14 protein-coding genes are annotated in these 13,908 nt (G+C 67.0%); 9 read left to right on the top strand and 5 right to left on the bottom strand.

What is annotated here, in order from left to right:
* Positions 1–4 precede the first annotated feature (4 nt).
* The 9 genes from uxaC (at position 5) to ACFPOB_RS17570 (ending at position 8,944) form a co-directional block, all read left to right on the top strand.
* Complete coding sequence (gene uxaC / locus ACFPOB_RS17610; RefSeq protein WP_377799707.1) at positions 5–1,408, top strand: glucuronate isomerase; 1,404 nt, start codon at positions 5–7, stop codon at positions 1,406–1,408.
* Positions 1,405–2,256, top strand: a complete 852-nt coding sequence (gene kduI, locus ACFPOB_RS17605) for a 5-dehydro-4-deoxy-D-glucuronate isomerase (RefSeq protein ID WP_377799706.1) — start codon at positions 1,405–1,407, stop codon at positions 2,254–2,256. The genes uxaC and kduI overlap by 4 nt, the downstream gene beginning before the upstream one ends.
* Positions 2,256–3,020, top strand: a complete 765-nt coding sequence (kduD, locus tag ACFPOB_RS17600) for a 2-dehydro-3-deoxy-D-gluconate 5-dehydrogenase KduD (protein WP_377799705.1) — start codon at positions 2,256–2,258, stop codon at positions 3,018–3,020. The genes kduI and kduD overlap by 1 nt, the downstream gene beginning before the upstream one ends.
* Complete coding sequence (locus ACFPOB_RS17595; RefSeq protein ID WP_377799704.1) at positions 3,017–3,358, top strand: cupin domain-containing protein; 342 nt, start codon at positions 3,017–3,019, stop codon at positions 3,356–3,358. Before kduD ends, ACFPOB_RS17595 begins: the two co-directional genes overlap by 4 nt.
* A gap of 95 nt (positions 3,359–3,453) precedes the next feature.
* Positions 3,454–4,437, top strand: a complete 984-nt coding sequence (locus tag ACFPOB_RS17590; RefSeq protein WP_377799703.1) for a TRAP transporter substrate-binding protein — start codon at positions 3,454–3,456, stop codon at positions 4,435–4,437.
* A 173-nt stretch (positions 4,438–4,610) separates the two neighbouring features.
* Positions 4,611–5,144: a TRAP transporter small permease gene (locus ACFPOB_RS17585; protein ID WP_377799702.1), complete on the top strand. Its 534-nt coding sequence runs from the start codon at positions 4,611–4,613 to the stop codon at positions 5,142–5,144.
* Between the two features lie 2 nt (positions 5,145–5,146).
* Positions 5,147–6,427, top strand: coding sequence for a TRAP transporter large permease (locus ACFPOB_RS17580; protein ID WP_377799701.1), 1,281 nt, complete (start codon positions 5,147–5,149; stop codon positions 6,425–6,427).
* Complete coding sequence (locus ACFPOB_RS17575) at positions 6,424–7,893, top strand: mannitol dehydrogenase family protein (RefSeq protein WP_377799700.1); 1,470 nt, start codon at positions 6,424–6,426, stop codon at positions 7,891–7,893. Before ACFPOB_RS17580 ends, ACFPOB_RS17575 begins: the two co-directional genes overlap by 4 nt.
* Positions 7,894–8,083: 190 nt before the next feature.
* Entirely contained in the window at positions 8,084–8,944 is an 861-nt protein-coding gene (locus tag ACFPOB_RS17570) for a transporter substrate-binding domain-containing protein (RefSeq protein WP_377799699.1), read from the top strand.
* On the opposite strand, the gene ACFPOB_RS17565 is transcribed toward ACFPOB_RS17570, so the two are convergent.
* From ACFPOB_RS17565 to ACFPOB_RS17545, 5 genes are all read right to left on the bottom strand, one after another.
* Positions 8,899–9,342, bottom strand: a complete 444-nt coding sequence (locus ACFPOB_RS17565) for a DUF983 domain-containing protein (protein ID WP_377799698.1) — start codon at positions 9,340–9,342, stop codon at positions 8,899–8,901. The two genes, ACFPOB_RS17570 and ACFPOB_RS17565, sit on opposite strands and share 46 nt — an antisense overlap.
* A 143-nt stretch (positions 9,343–9,485) precedes the next feature.
* Entirely contained in the window at positions 9,486–10,883 is a 1,398-nt protein-coding gene (locus tag ACFPOB_RS17560; protein WP_377799697.1) for an aminotransferase-like domain-containing protein, read from the bottom strand.
* A gap of 202 nt (positions 10,884–11,085) precedes the next feature.
* A complete protein-coding gene (locus tag ACFPOB_RS17555) occupies positions 11,086–11,862 on the bottom strand; it encodes an ABC transporter permease (protein ID WP_092162754.1) in 777 nt (258 codons plus the stop codon).
* 24 nt (positions 11,863–11,886) lie between these two features.
* Entirely contained in the window at positions 11,887–12,687 is an 801-nt protein-coding gene (locus ACFPOB_RS17550; protein WP_377799696.1) for an ABC transporter ATP-binding protein, read from the bottom strand.
* A gap of 99 nt (positions 12,688–12,786) precedes the next feature.
* A complete protein-coding gene (locus ACFPOB_RS17545) occupies positions 12,787–13,842 on the bottom strand; it encodes an ABC transporter substrate-binding protein (protein WP_377799695.1) in 1,056 nt (351 codons plus the stop codon).
* Positions 13,843–13,908: the final 66 nt, after the last annotated feature.

Raw genomic sequence — 13,908 nt, 5'->3', positions numbered from 1 at the left:
AGCGATGCTGCTGCACGACGATCGTCTTTTGCCTGCCGAACCGGTGACGCGCGGCATTGCGCGCCGCCTCTATGCCGGCGTCCGCGACCTGCCGATCATCTCGCCGCACGGCCATACCGACCCGCGCTGGTTCGCCGAGGACAAGCCGTTCCCCGATCCGGCGACGCTGTTCGTCAAGCCGGACCACTACATCTTCCGAATGCTCTATTCGCAGGGCATCAAGCTCGAACAGCTCGGCATTGCCCGCAAGGATGGCGGCGAGATCGAGGGCGACCCGCGCAAGATCTGGAAGCTCTTCGCCAGCAACTGGCATCTGTTCCGCGGCACGCCGACGCGGCTCTGGTTCGAGCATGCCGCCTTCTCGATCTTCGGCATCACCGAGCGCCTCTCGGCCGAGAGCGCCGATCGCGTCTACGACCGCATCGCCGAACAGCTGGAGCAGGACGCGATGCGTCCGCGCGCGCTGTTCGAGCGCTTCAAGATCGAGGCGATCGCCACGACCGAGGGGGCGCTCGATCCGCTGAAATGGCACGACATGATCCGCGAGTCCGGCTGGGGCGGCAAGGTCGTCACCGCCTATCGTCCCGACAGCGTCGTCGACCCCGAGTTCGAGGACTTCAGGGACAATCTCGACCAGTTCGGCGAGCTGACCGGCGAGGACGCCACCAGCTGGAACGGCTATCTCGAAGCCCATCGCAAGCGCCGCGGCTATTTCATCGCGCGCGGGGCGACCTCTTCCGATCACGGCCACGCCACGGCCCGCACCGCCAACCTGACAACGGCCGAGTGCGAAAAGCTCTTCGCCAAGATCCTGAAAGGCAAGTTCTCGGCCGAGGACGCCGATCTCTTCCGCGGCCAGATGCTGACCGAGATGGCGAAGATGAGCCTCGATGACGGGCTCGTCCTGCAGATCCACCCCGGTTCCTATCGCAACCACAACCCATACCTGTTCGAGCAGTTCGGCCGCGACATGGGCGCCGACATCCCGCGCGGCATGGACTATGTCTCGGCGCTGAAGCCCTTGCTCGACGCGGTCGGCAACGAGCCCAGCCTCACCGTCATCGCCTTCACCCTCGACGAGACCAGCTATTCGCGCGAGCTCGCCCCGCTCGCCGGCCATTATCCGGCGCTGAAGCTCGGGCCGGGCTGGTGGTTCCTCGATGCGCCCGAGGCGATGCTGCGCTTCCGCGAGCTCACCACCGAGACCGCCGGCTTCTACAACACCGTCGGCTTCAACGACGACACCCGCGCCTATCTCTCGATCCCGGCACGCCACGACGTCGCCCGCCGGATGGACTGCCACTACCTCGCCAGGCTCGTCGCCGAGCACCGTCTCGACGAGGACGAGGCAGCCGAAGTCGCTCACGATCTCGCCTATCGCCTGGCCAAGGAGGCCTACCGGCTGTGACCAGCGCCACCAAGACCATCGACGAACGCCAGGCCGCCCATCCGCGCGATGTGCGCGGCTATGACACGCAGGCGCTGCGCCAGGATTTCCTGATCGAGCGCATCTTCGTGCCGGGCGAGGTCGCGCTGACCTACAGCCATTACGACCGCATGATCGTCGGCGGCGCGATGCCGGCGGCCAAGCCGCTGACGCTCGATCCGTTCCCGCCGACCGGCACGCCCTTCTTCCTGGCGCGCCGCGAGCTCGGCGTGATCAATCTCGGTGGCGCCGGCTCGGTCAGCGTCGACGGCGAGCGCTTCGACCTTCCCAGTCTCGACGCGCTCTATGTCGGGCTCGGCGCGAAGGACGTGTCCTTCGCCAGCGCCGATCCGGCCGATCCGGCCAAGTTCTATTTGACCAGCGCCCCGGCGCATCGCGAGGCCAAGCACCAGCTCATCCGCAAGGACGACGCCAACACCATCCATCTCGGCTCGGCCGAGACCTCGAACAAGCGCACCATCCGGCAATACATCATGCCGAACTCGACCGGCACCAACCAGCTGGTGATGGGCATGACGGCGCTGGAGCCGGGCTCGGTCTGGAACTCCATGCCCTGCCACACCCATACGCGGCGGATGGAGGCGTATCTCTACTTCAACCTCGACCCGGCCCACCGCGTCTTCCACTTCATGGGCGAGCCGCAGCAGACCCGGCATCTGCTTGTCGCCAACGAGCAGGCCGTGATCTCGCCGAACTGGTCGATCCATTGCGGCTGCGGCACCTCGAACTACTCGTTCGTCTGGGCCATGGCCGGCGACAATGTCGAGTTCACCGACATGGACGCCGCCCCGGTGGAGACGCTGCGCTGATGGCGACGGCCTCGCCCTTCTCGCTGGACGGCCGCACGGCGCTGGTCACCGGCGCCAATACCGGCATCGGCCAGGGCATCGCGCTGGCGTTGGCTGAGGCCGGCGCCAAGGTTGTCGCAGCCGGGCGCTCGAGCATGGCCGAGACGGAGAAGCTGATCGCGGAGGCAGGTGGGACCAGCTTCGCGCTCCAGGTCGATCTCCAGCAGGAGGGCATTGCAGCACGGGTTATCGAGCAGGCCGCGGAACTGGCCGGCCCGCTCGACATCCTCGTCAACAATGCCGGCATCATCCGCCGGACGGACGCGCTCGATTTCAGCGAGAGCGATTGGGACGAGGTGATGAACCTCAACCTCAAGGCCAATTTCTTCCTGGCCCAGGCCTTCGCCAAGGCGGCGCTCTTGGCCGGACGCACCGGGCGCATCGTCAACATCGCCTCGCTGCTGTCGTTCCAGGGCGGCATCCGCGTCGCCTCCTACACCGCGAGCAAGAGCGGGCTCGCCGGTCTGACGCGGCTGCTTGCCTGCGAATGGGCGGCCAAGGGCATCAACGTCAACGCCATCGCTCCCGGCTATGTCGAGAGCAACAACACGGAGGCCCTGCGCGCCGATCCCGACCGCAACGCCGCAATCCTCGCCCGCATCCCGGCCGGACGCTGGGGCAGACCGTCCGATATCGGCGGCGCGGCCGTGTTCCTGGCGAGCGACGCGGCGGCCTACATCCATGGCGCGATCCTTCCCGTCGACGGAGGCTGGCTGGCGCGATGACGAACCGTCTCAATTCCTTCTTCCAGCACGACGCTGACATCGCCTGGGAGCCGACCGAGCCCGGTGTGAAGCGCAAGGTCATGGCCTATGGCCCGGACCTGATGGTGGTGCGCGTCGCCTTCGAGGCCGGCGCGATCGGCAAGGCGCACCAGCACCCGCACCGCCAGGCATCCTATGTCGAGAGCGGCGTCTTCGACGTCACCATCGACGGCAGGACCAGCCGGCTCTCCGCCGGCGACACCTTCTTCGTGCCCGAGAACCTCGTCCACGGCGTCGTCAACATCGAGGCCGGGCAACTCATCGATTCCTTCACACCGATGCGGACGGAATTTTTGTGAAAGACCGCTGCGCCCGGCCGTGCCGGCGCAGCTCCCGCCAGGGGACAAGAACGACCGGAATAAGCCGGCGATCATTTTGGGGAGAGGACAAGACCATGCTCAATCGACGGAGTTTCTCCGCGCTCGCCGGCGTCGCCTTCGCCGCGCTGCTCGCGACCTCGGCGCAGGCGCAGAACGTCACCTTGCGCTCGACCGACATCCACCCGACCGATTATCCGACGGTCGAGGCCGTGCGCCATATGGGCAAGCTGCTTGAGGAGCGCACCCAGGGGCGGATCAAGATCAACGTCTTCCACTCGGCCCAGCTCGGCCAGGAGAAGGACACGATCGACCAGACGCGCTTCGGCGTGATCGACATGAATCGCATCAACATGGCGCCGTTCAACAACCTGATCCCGGCGACCAACGTGCCCTCGCTGCCCTTCATCTTCCGCTCGGTCGACCATATGCGGAAGGTCATGGACGGGCCGATCGGCGACAACCTGCTCAAGGATTTCGAAAAGCACGACCTGATCGGCCTCGCCTTCTACGATTCCGGCTCGCGCTCGTTCTATAATTCCAAGCGCGCCATCAACACGCCCGCCGACATGAAGGGCATGAAGATCCGCGTCCAGCAATCCGACATGTTCGTCGCGCTGGTCTCGGCGCTCGGCGCCAACGCGACGCCGATGCCGTTCGGCGAGGTCTATTCGGCGCTGCAGACCGGCGTCATCGACGGTGCCGAGAACAACTGGCCGTCCTATGAATCGACCCGGCATTTCGAGGTCTCGAAATTCTATTCGCAGACCGAGCACTCGCTCTCGCCGGAGGTGCTGGTGATGTCGAAGCGCTCCTTCGACAAGTTCAACGCCGCCGACCAGGCGCTGATCAAGGCCGCCGCCAAGGAGTCGGTCGCCAAGATGCGCGAGCTCTGGGACGCCCGCGAAAAGGCCTCGGAAGCCAAGGTCAAGGCCGGCGGCGCGCAGATCAACACGGTCGAGAAGCAGCCCTTCATCGACGCGATGAAGCCGGTCTACGACAAGTTCGTCACCGATCCCAAGCTGAAGGAAATGGTCGCCGCCATCCAGGCGGTGAAGTGAGCCAATGAGTGAGGCGGCTCCCTCGCCGCCTCTCCCACTTTGTCATCCCGGACAAGCCGCGAAGCGGCGCCGATCCGGGACCCATGCCTGAACCGTTCCGGCATGGGTCCCGGGTCTTCGCTTCGCTCCGCCCGGGATGACCCGCACATATCGACAGCGCCGGGACAGAACCCATGCACGCCTTTACCGCGCTTCTAACGCGCCTCGGCGCCAAGCTCAGCCTCTACGCCCTGTTCGCCGCCGGCGCCGGCCTCGTGCTGATGACGGTGATGGTCGCCTGGGGGGTGTTCGGCCGCTATGTCCTCAACGACACGCCGATCTGGGTCGAGGCCGGCTCTCTCTTCCTGATGTCCTGGTTCATCCTGCTCGGCGCCGCCGTCGGCGTGCGCGAGAGCGACCATCTCGGCTTCGAGGTCGGCCTCGCCATGTCGCCGCCGCCGGTGCGTGCCGCGCTGATCCTGATCGGAGAAGGCCTGGTCTGCGCCTTCGGCCTCGCCATGCTGGTCTATGGCACACAGCTCGCCGCCGGGACCTGGAGCGACCGCATGCCGATCATCGGCATCTCGCGTGGCTGGGACTATGTCCCGATCGCCGCCGGCGGCGCGCTGATCGCCCTGTTTGCGCTCGAGAAGATGCTGCTCTTCGTCACCGGCGAGAAACAGGCCCCGCTCGGCTTCGGCCATTTCGGCTCCGAGCAGGAGGTCTGATCGTGGAACTCTGGGTTCTCTTCGGCACCTTCTCGCTGCTTCTGCTGATCGGCGTGCCCGTTGCCTTCTGCCTCGGCATCGCCTCGGTCGCGACCGTGATCTATATGGGCCTGCCGCCGGTCGTCGTCTTCCAGCAGATGAACTCCGGCATGAACGCCTTCGCCATGATGGCGATCCCGTTCTTCATCTATGCCGGCGATTTGATGATCCGCGGCGGCATCGCCGAGCGCCTGATCCAGATGGCGGCGAGCCTGGTCGGCCATCTGCGCGGCGGCCTCGGTCAGGTCAATGTCGTCACCTGCACGCTCTTCGGCGGCATCTCCGGCTCGGCCGTCGCCGACGCCTCCGCCGTTGGCGGCTTGATGATCCCGCAGATGAAGAAGCGCGGCTACGACGCCGACTACGCCGTCAACGTCACCGCGAACGCGGCGATCATCGCGCTCCTGATCCCGCCCTCGCACAACATGATCATCTATTCGCTCTCGGCGGGCGGCAATCTCTCGATCGCCGATCTCTTCACCGCCGGCGTCGTGCCCGGCCTGCTGCTCTGCGCCGCCTTGATGGTTGCCGCCTGGGCGGTCGCGGTAAGGCGCGGCTATCCGCGCGAGGCCTTTCCGGGCTTCGCCGCGGTCGGCCGCTATGTCGTGCTCGCTTTGCCCGGCATCCTCTTGATCGGCATCATTTTCGGCGGCGTGCGCTCGGGCGTCTTCACCGCGACCGAATCCTCCTGCGTCGCCGTCGTCTACGCCATCCTCGTCACCATCCTGGTCTATCGCCAGCTCACCTGGACGGCCTTCGTCGAGGCGACGCTCGGCGCGGTCCGCACCACCGCCATGGTGCTGCTGGTGATCGGCGCCGCCGGCTCCTTCGGCTGGCTGATGGCCTTCCTGCAGGTGCCGCAGGCGACGATCGCGGCGATGAAGGCGGTGTCCGACAGCCCGCTCGTCATCCTGCTGATGATCAACATCATCCTGCTGGTGCTCGGCACCTTCATGGACATGGCGCCGATGATCATCATCTGCACGCCGATCTTCCTGCCGGTGGTCAAGGCCTTCGGCGTCGACCCGATCCATTTCGGCGTGATCCTGATCCTCAATGCCGGCATCGGCCTCAACACCCCGCCGGTCGGCTCGGTGCAGTTCGTCGCCTGCGCCATCGGGCGCATCTCGATCGGCGAGTCCATGCGCACGATCTGGCCGTTCTACGGTGCCTCGGTTGCCGTGCTCCTGCTCGTGACCTATGTCCCCGGCATCTCCCTCTGGCTGCCGAGGCTGTTCCATTGACCCGTCTGTCCTCCGCCACGCTCGCCAACCTCCCAGCCGCCGTAAGGCGGCCGGGCTATGACCGCAGCAAGCTCCAGCCCGGCATCGTCCATCTCGGCCTCGGCGCCTTCACCCGCGCCCATATGTGCGAGTTCACCGACGACGCGCTGGAGCGGGAGTTCGGCGCCTGGGGCATTATCGGCGCCAGCCTGCAGCGGCCCGATCAGCGCGACCGGCTGAAACCGCAGGACGGGCTCTACACCTTCCTGAAGCGCGCCCCGGCCGGCCCGGAATTGCGCGTGATCGGTTCGGTACTCGATGTGCTGGTCGCGCCCGAGAACCCGCAGGCGCTCGTCGCGAAGCTCGCCGGGCCCGAGACGAAGATCGTCTCGCTCACGGTCACCGAGAAGGGCTATTGCCACGACCCGGCGACCGGCAAGCTCAAGGCCAACCACCCCGACATCGTCCACGACCTCGCCAATCTCGCTGCGCCGCGCTCGGCTGTCGGCCTGATCGTCGCAGGTCTCGCCGCCCGCAAGGCATCGGGCCTTGGCCCGTTCACTGCGCTCTGCTGCGACAACCTCCCGTCCAACGGCCATGTCCTGGCCGGTCTCATCAGGGACTTCGCCGCTCTGCGCGACGACAAGCTCGCCGCCTGGATCGAAGCCAACGGCGCCTTCCCCTCGACCATGGTCGACCGGATCGTGCCGGCGACGACCGAGGCCGACATCGCCGAGGTCGCTGGCCTGCTCGGCCTCGACGACGCCGCCCCGGTGATCGGCGAGCCGTTCCGGCAATGGGCGGTGGAGGACGTCTTCGCAGCCGGCCGGCCGCGCTGGGATGCGGTCGGTGCGCAGATGGTTTCCGAGGTCGCGCCCTTCGAGTTCATGAAGCTGCGCATGCTCAACGGCGCGCATTCGAGCCTGGCCTATCTCGGCTATCTCGCCGGCCATGAGACGGTGGCGGCGGCGAGCGGCGATCCGGTCTTCGCCCGCTTCCTGCAGGGGCTCTGGACCGAGATCATTCCGACCGTTCCGGCCCCGCAGGGCGTCGATCTCAAGACCTATGCCGGCGACCTGCTCGCCCGCTTCCAGAACCCGGCGATCAGGCATCGCACCTGGCAGATCGCCATGGACGGCTCCCAGAAGCTGCCGCAGCGCCTGCTCGGCACCATCCGCGAGCGGCTGAAGGCCGGCGCGCCGATCGATCACCTTGCCCTCGGCGTCGCCGCCTGGATGTCCTATGTCACCGGCATCGACGAGACGGGCGCTGAAATCGACGTGCGCGATCCGCTCGCCGGTGAATTCGCGTTGCGCGCCAAGGCGCTCGGCCGCGACGCGGTGGCGCTGAGCACCGCCCTGTTCGGCATCGGCGCGATCTTCGGCGAGGACCTGCCGCGCGAGCAACGCTTCACGCAGGCCGTGGCGGGGCATCTCGACAACCTGTTCCAGAAGGGCGCCAAGGCGACGGCTGCGGCGCTGGGGTAATAACCGCCTCCTCGTCCTGCGAAGTCGTCCCGGACAAGCGGCAAAGCCGCGCTGATCCGGGACCTATGCCTGAGCCTATCCGATTGAGGTTCAGGCATGGGTCCCGGGTCTCCCTTCGGTCGCCCGGGACGACCCGCGTTTGGGGCTTACCCCCTTGATCCCTACCCCACCCTGACGCCAGATACAGGCGATGTTCGCCCGCTTCGCCAACGCCCTGGCCACGAGCGCCCTCGCCGCGCTGCTGCTCCTGCCCTCAGGCGCTGCGAAGGCCCAGGCGCAGCCGGCCTCACCTTACGTCGTGCCGAACTACTGGGATCCGAACGTCCGGGTCGAGCGGCCCGATCCCGGTCCGCCGCGGGTGATCCGCTTCCTGACCGACGACGATTTCCCGCCAATGCATTTCGCCACGCCGGAAGGCGGCGTCACCGGCTTTTCCGTCGAGCTCGCCCGCGCCGTCTGCGAAAAGCTGGTGCTGAGCTGCACCATCCAGGCGCGCCGCTTCGACACCTTGCTGGATTCCCTCGCCGAGGGGCGCGGCGACGTGCTCGCCGCCGCGATTCCTGTCACCAGCGAGCTGCGCTCACGTTTCGCCGCGAGCCAGATCTACCATCGCTCGCCAGCCCGGCTGCTGACGACGCGCGGCAATGCCCGCGCCGATATCGAACTGGTCGGCCTGCGCGGCACGCGCGTCGCCGTGATCGCGGGCACGGCGCACGAGGCCTTCCTCGAACGCCTCGCGCCCTTCATCCAGCGCCGTGCCGCGCCAGACCTGCAGGCGGCGCTGGCGCTGCTGCGCAGCGGCGACGCCGAATATGTCTTTGGAGATGGGGTCGCGCTGGCGCTGACCATCGCCGGGCGCGGCGGCAGCGAATTCGCCTTTGCCGGAGGGCCCTATCTCGAAGCCCGCTATTTCGGCGAGGGCGTCGGCTTCCTGCTGCGCAAGGACGATCTCGCGCTGAAGCGGGCGATCGACTACGCGCTGCAGGGCCTCTGGGACGACGGCACCTATGCCAGGCTGTTCATCCGGTTCTTCCCGGTCAGCCCGTTCTGAGCCTCATCCTTGGCAGGCTGGCTCGGCTTCGCCAGCCGCCCCTCCTCGGCCTTGTAGAAGAACTGCGAAGCGACGAGCCAGCCCTTGAGCGGCCGCAGGGGTGGGATGCAGGTCAGCAGCACCAGCGGCAGCGTCGTGACCAGATGCACCCAGGTCGGCGGGCTGTAGCTCAGCTCCAGCCAGAGCGGGAAGGCGACCGCCGGCACGCAGACGAACATCATCACGAAGAAGGCCGGGCCATCCGCCGGATCGGCGAAGGAGTAATCCAGCCCGCACGCCTCACAGCGCGGCTTCAGCGTCAGGAAGCCGTCGAAGAGCTGGCCTTCACCGCAGCGCGGGCAGCGGCCACGCAGGCCGGTCTTGAGCGGAGACAGCGCCGGCCAATGCTGATGTGCCATGTCGTCCTCCTGACGGTGACGCATCGTGATTGACTGCATTCACCGGAGATTGACCGCTATATAAAGTCGATATTGATTGCAGTCAATATTGGCGGACGTGCAACACTGTCGCAGGCTATGCACCCGGAACGGCTCTGCCCCAACTAGAGCGCGCGAGCACTCACCTCTGGCGCCTGCTCCAGTGCGTGCGCCATGAAGGCGAGCGCGTCGCCGAGCGCCTTGCGGCCGATCGGCCCGCCCAGGCAGATGCGGGCCGCTTCCGGCGCCGGCCCCTTCGCGGCGAAGGCATCGCTGGCGACGATACCGATCCCGGTCGCCTGCATCTGACCGACGAAGGCGGCACGGGTCCAGGGCGGTGGCAGCTCCAGCCAGAGATTGAAGCTGAGCGGATCAGTGCGGCTCAAGCCCGCCGGCAGGACCTCGGCCGCGAGCTTCTGCCGCGCCGCCGTCTCCGCCCTGACGAAGGCAAGCAGCGCATCGGCGCTACCATCCTCGATCCAATGCGTCGCAAGGGCTGAGGTCAGCGGCGAGGCCATGACGCTGCTGGCGCGCAAGGCCGCAGCGAACGGCCAGCCGGACCGGAGATCCGGCACCACCACATAGGCGAGCCGCAGGCCGGCCCCGAGGCATTTCGACAGCCCGGCAATGTGCCAGGTCAGCTCCGGCGCGAGCGCGGCGAAGGGCGCGGGCGCATCGGGCGGCACGAAGCCATAGGCATCGTCCTCGATGATCGCGACGCCATGGCGGCGGGCGATGCCCACGATCTCTTCGCGCCGCTGCTCCGGCATGGTGATCGTCGTCGGGTTCTGCAGGACAGGATTGAGATAGAGCGCCTTCGGCTTCAGACGCCGGCAGGCCTCGGCGAAGGCTGCGGGATCGAGGCCGTCGCCATCCATCGCGAGGCCGGTCAAGGACAAGCCGAGCTGCGCACAGATCGAGCGGATACCGGGATAGGTCAGCGCCTCGCACAGCACGCTATCGCCCGGCTTGGCCAGGCTGCTCAGGATCGCCAGCAGCGCCGCATTCGCGCCCGGCACGACGAAAAGCTGCTCGGGCGCCGGCGTCAGGCCGCGCCTTCCGAGCCACGAGCCGGCGGCAGCCTTGTCTTCAGGCGCCCCGCCAAGCGGCTGATAGCGCAACAGGCTGACCAGCCGCTCGCCGACCTCGGCCAGGCCTTGGCGCAACCGAGCGAACAGCGCCGGATCATCGGGCTCCGGCGGCAAGGTCATCGAAAGGTCGACCAGCTCCGGCGCGGGCGCTCGTGGGATGGAGGCTTGGCCCGACGCCACGGCTTTCGGCGGCATCGCCTTGACGAAGGTCCCCTGCCCAACCCGCGACTCGACCAGACCGCGCCGCTGCGCCTCGACATAGCCGCGCGCCACGGTGGTGAAGTCGACGGCAAGCGCCTCGGCCAGCCGACGCTGCGGCGGCAGCCTGTGCCCCGCCGACAGCGCTCCCGCGGCGATGTCGGCGGCGATGCGGTCGGCGATGGCGAGATAGCGCGGCTTGTTGCTCTGGGTCAGGTCGGGGAGCCAATCCATCGATGCGATCCGTCGAGTGGCGAAGCACTGAATGGATTGACTGTATATTGTTGCGCAGACGCGCTGTCACTAGCGAGGGCGCTCCGACTTCGATCGTCATTGCGAGCAAAGCGAAGCAATCCAGAAAGGCGTAGAGCTCTGTGGCCCCCGGATTGCTGCGTCGCTTTCGCTCCTCGCAATAACGGGAGAGGTTGACCGCCTGTCAGCTGACGATCTCGCCCCTGAACGCCCAGCGCGTCATGCGCCTCTCCACCAAGGCACAGGCTGCGTACATCAGCACGCCCATGATCGCGATGGCGAAGAGGCCGGCGAAGGTCGTGGCCGAGTCGTTGCGCGCGCCGGCCGAGAGCATCAGGAAGCCGATGCCGCGATTGCCGCCGACCGTCTCGGAGATCACCGAGCCAATGAAGGCCAGCGTCACCGCGACCTTCAGGCTGGCGAAGAGATAGGGCATGGCGCGGGGCACGCCGACCTTGGTCAGGATCTCCCACTGGCTGGCGCCGAGCGAACGCATCACGTCGCGCATCTCAGGCTCGATCGTGGCGAGGCCGGTCGCGACATTCACCACGATCGGGAAGAAGGAAATGACGAAGGCGGTGATGATCGCCGGCAAGGCGCCAACGCCGAGCCAGATCATCAGGATCGGCACGATCGCAACCTTAGGCACCGCGTTGAAGGCGATCAGCAGCGGGTAGAGCCCGGAATAGACGAAGGGCGAGGCGCCGACGGCAAGGCCGAGCAGCACGCCGAAGCCGATCGCCAGCACGAAGCCGACCGCGGTCGTCCACAAGGTCTCCAGGCAGTATCGCAAGAGGATGTCCCAGCGCTGGACCATCACCTCGAAGATCCGTGTCGGCCGCGGCGCCAGGATCTCCGGCACGTCGAAGACGATGCAGGCGATCTCCCAGAGCAGCAGCAGGCCTGCCATGGCGAGCCAGGGCATGGCGACGAGCAGCAGAGCGCGCTGACGATCACTCATTGTCGTGGTCCTGCCGGGGCCGCATCAGGCATGCTCCATATGGATGCGCTCGCGCAGGTCGTGGACGATATCGACGAACTCGGCGGTGAAGGTCGTCTCCAGCGTGCGCGGGCGCGGCAGCTCGATCTTGCTGATCTTGACGATCCGTCCGGGCCGGCGGCTCATCACATAGACGGTGTCGGCGAGATAGACCGCCTCGCGCAGGTCGTGCGTCACTAAAACGGCAGTGAAGCGCCTCTCCAGCCAGAGCGCCTGCATCACGCCCCAGAGCTCCTCGCGGGTGAAGGCGTCGAGCGCGCCGAAGGGCTCGTCGAGCATCAGGATCTCGGGCTCGTGCACCAGCGCCCGGCACAGGCTCGAGCGCTGCTGCATGCCGCCCGAGAGCTGCCAGGGAAACTTGTCGCCGAAGCCGCCGAGGCCGACCGAGGCGAGCAGCTTTTCCACCCGTTCGACGTATTCGCCCTTGTTCGCCCGGAAGCGGCGCTTGTGCGGCTCCACCACTTCGAGCGGCAGGAGGATGTTGTCGCGGGTCGTGCGCCAAGGCATCAGCGTCGGCGCCTGGAAGGCCATGCCGACGCCGCGGATCGGGCCCTTGACCGGCTGGCCGTGGACGCGGACCTCGCCACCGCTCGGCGGCAGCAGCCCGGTGACCAGCTTCATCAGCGTGGACTTACCGCAGCCGGAGGGGCCGACCACGGCGATAAACTCGCCCTTAGCGATGTCGAGCGTCGCATCCTCCAGCGCCAGCATGCGCGAGGGCCCGCTGCCATAGGCGAGGCTGACCTTGCGCAGTTCGACGAGAGGCGTGTCGGTGGAAGCCGGCATGGAGGGCGTCATTCTCGGGCTTGTCCCGAAAATCTCAGGACCAGGAATCTCCAGGAGATGGTCGGGTCAAGCCCGACCATGACGGCTGAGATCAACGCCTCACGGCGCGACCATGCGCTCCGCCTTGGGCGGCAGGAACTTGTTGGTGAACACCTTGTCGGGCGCCGGGGCAGCCGGCAGGCCGAAGGCGTCGGCGACGTCGGTGACCGAGCGAGCGAAGCGCGCCGGGTCGACATCGCCCATGCCGTTCTCCTTCACGAACGGCGTCAGCACGTTCATCTTCAGCGACAGGTCGAGGCGCTCGGCCTCCAGCTTCTCGTCGATCAGCGGGTCGCGCTTCTTCACCGCGGCGAGGCCGACGGCCGGATTGGCAGCGACTTCCTTCCAGGCCTTGGCGGTGGCGCGCAGGAAGCCCTTCACCACCTCCGGCTTCTCGGCGAAGGCCGGCGAAACGATAATGCCGTTCCCATACACGTCCATCTTGTAGTCGGAGTAGTTGAAGGAGACGATGTCCTCCTGCTTCACGCCGCGCGCCTTCAGGTCGAGCACCGACGAGAAGTAATGGCCGCTGATGAAGTCGACCGTGCCCTGCACCATCGACTGCTCGCGCAGCTGCGGCGTCAGGTTGACGTGATTGACAGTCTTGGCGTCGATGCCGACCTTCTTGGCGAAGGCCGGAAAGAGCCGGAACGAGGCGTCGAACACCGGCGCGCCGAGCTTCTTACCGGCGAGATCGGCCGGCTTGGTGATCCCGGTCTTCTTCAGCGTGTGCACGCCGAAGGGCGGGAAGTCATAGGCCATGAAGACGCAGAGGATTTCCTTGCCGGCATTCTTGGCGTTGTACTCGATCAGCGAGTTCACATCGGCGAAGCCGATATCATAGGCGCCGGTGGCGACGCGCTGGACCGCGCCGGCCGAGCCCTGGCCCGGATCCATGGTCACGTCGAGCCCTTCGGCCTTGTAGTAGCCCTTCTCCAGCGCCACCAGGAATGGCGAGGTCGGCCCCTGGAAGACCCAGTCGAGCGTGAACTTCACCGCGGTCTGCGCCTGCGCCGGTGACATTGCCCCCAGGGCCAAAGCAGCCGCGCCGGCGAGCGCGACGCGGTGGCTGAGCGCCCACGCCAAACCCTTGCCGGCCCGCTGCAAGCCGGACATCCCCCACTTCACATTACGAACCATCGAGCCGACCCCTGCTTATGTTGTAAGACGACGCTAGCGGGG

Origin of the sequence: Allobosea eneae, assembly GCF_042657265.1 — a bacterium.
In the GTDB taxonomy this organism is placed as follows: Bacteria; Pseudomonadota; Alphaproteobacteria; order Rhizobiales; family Beijerinckiaceae; genus Allobosea; species Allobosea eneae.
This window is presented reverse-complemented; position numbering and strand designations above follow the sequence as displayed.

What these genes read in the sequence shown, in the direction of transcription:
- uxaC (WP_377799707.1), top strand. Translation starts at nt 5, where the DNA reads ATGCTGCTGCACGACGATCGTCTTTTGCCTGCCGAACCGGTGACGCGC.
- kduD (WP_377799705.1), top strand. Translation starts at nt 2,256, where the DNA reads ATGGCGACGGCCTCGCCCTTCTCGCTGGACGGCCGCACGGCGCTGGTC.
- ACFPOB_RS17595 (WP_377799704.1), top strand. Translation starts at nt 3,017, where the DNA reads ATGACGAACCGTCTCAATTCCTTCTTCCAGCACGACGCTGACATCGCC.
- ACFPOB_RS17590 (WP_377799703.1), top strand. Translation starts at nt 3,454, where the DNA reads ATGCTCAATCGACGGAGTTTCTCCGCGCTCGCCGGCGTCGCCTTCGCC.
- ACFPOB_RS17585 (WP_377799702.1), top strand. Translation starts at nt 4,611, where the DNA reads ATGCACGCCTTTACCGCGCTTCTAACGCGCCTCGGCGCCAAGCTCAGC.
- ACFPOB_RS17570 (WP_377799699.1), top strand. Translation starts at nt 8,084, where the DNA reads ATGTTCGCCCGCTTCGCCAACGCCCTGGCCACGAGCGCCCTCGCCGCG.
- ACFPOB_RS17565 (WP_377799698.1), bottom strand. Translation starts at nt 9,342, where the DNA reads ATGGCACATCAGCATTGGCCGGCGCTGTCTCCGCTCAAGACCGGCCTG.
- ACFPOB_RS17560 (WP_377799697.1), bottom strand. Translation starts at nt 10,883, where the DNA reads ATGGATTGGCTCCCCGACCTGACCCAGAGCAACAAGCCGCGCTATCTC.
- ACFPOB_RS17555 (WP_092162754.1), bottom strand. Translation starts at nt 11,862, where the DNA reads ATGAGTGATCGTCAGCGCGCTCTGCTGCTCGTCGCCATGCCCTGGCTC.
- ACFPOB_RS17550 (WP_377799696.1), bottom strand. Translation starts at nt 12,687, where the DNA reads ATGCCGGCTTCCACCGACACGCCTCTCGTCGAACTGCGCAAGGTCAGC.
- ACFPOB_RS17545 (WP_377799695.1), bottom strand. Translation starts at nt 13,842, where the DNA reads ATGTCCGGCTTGCAGCGGGCCGGCAAGGGTTTGGCGTGGGCGCTCAGC.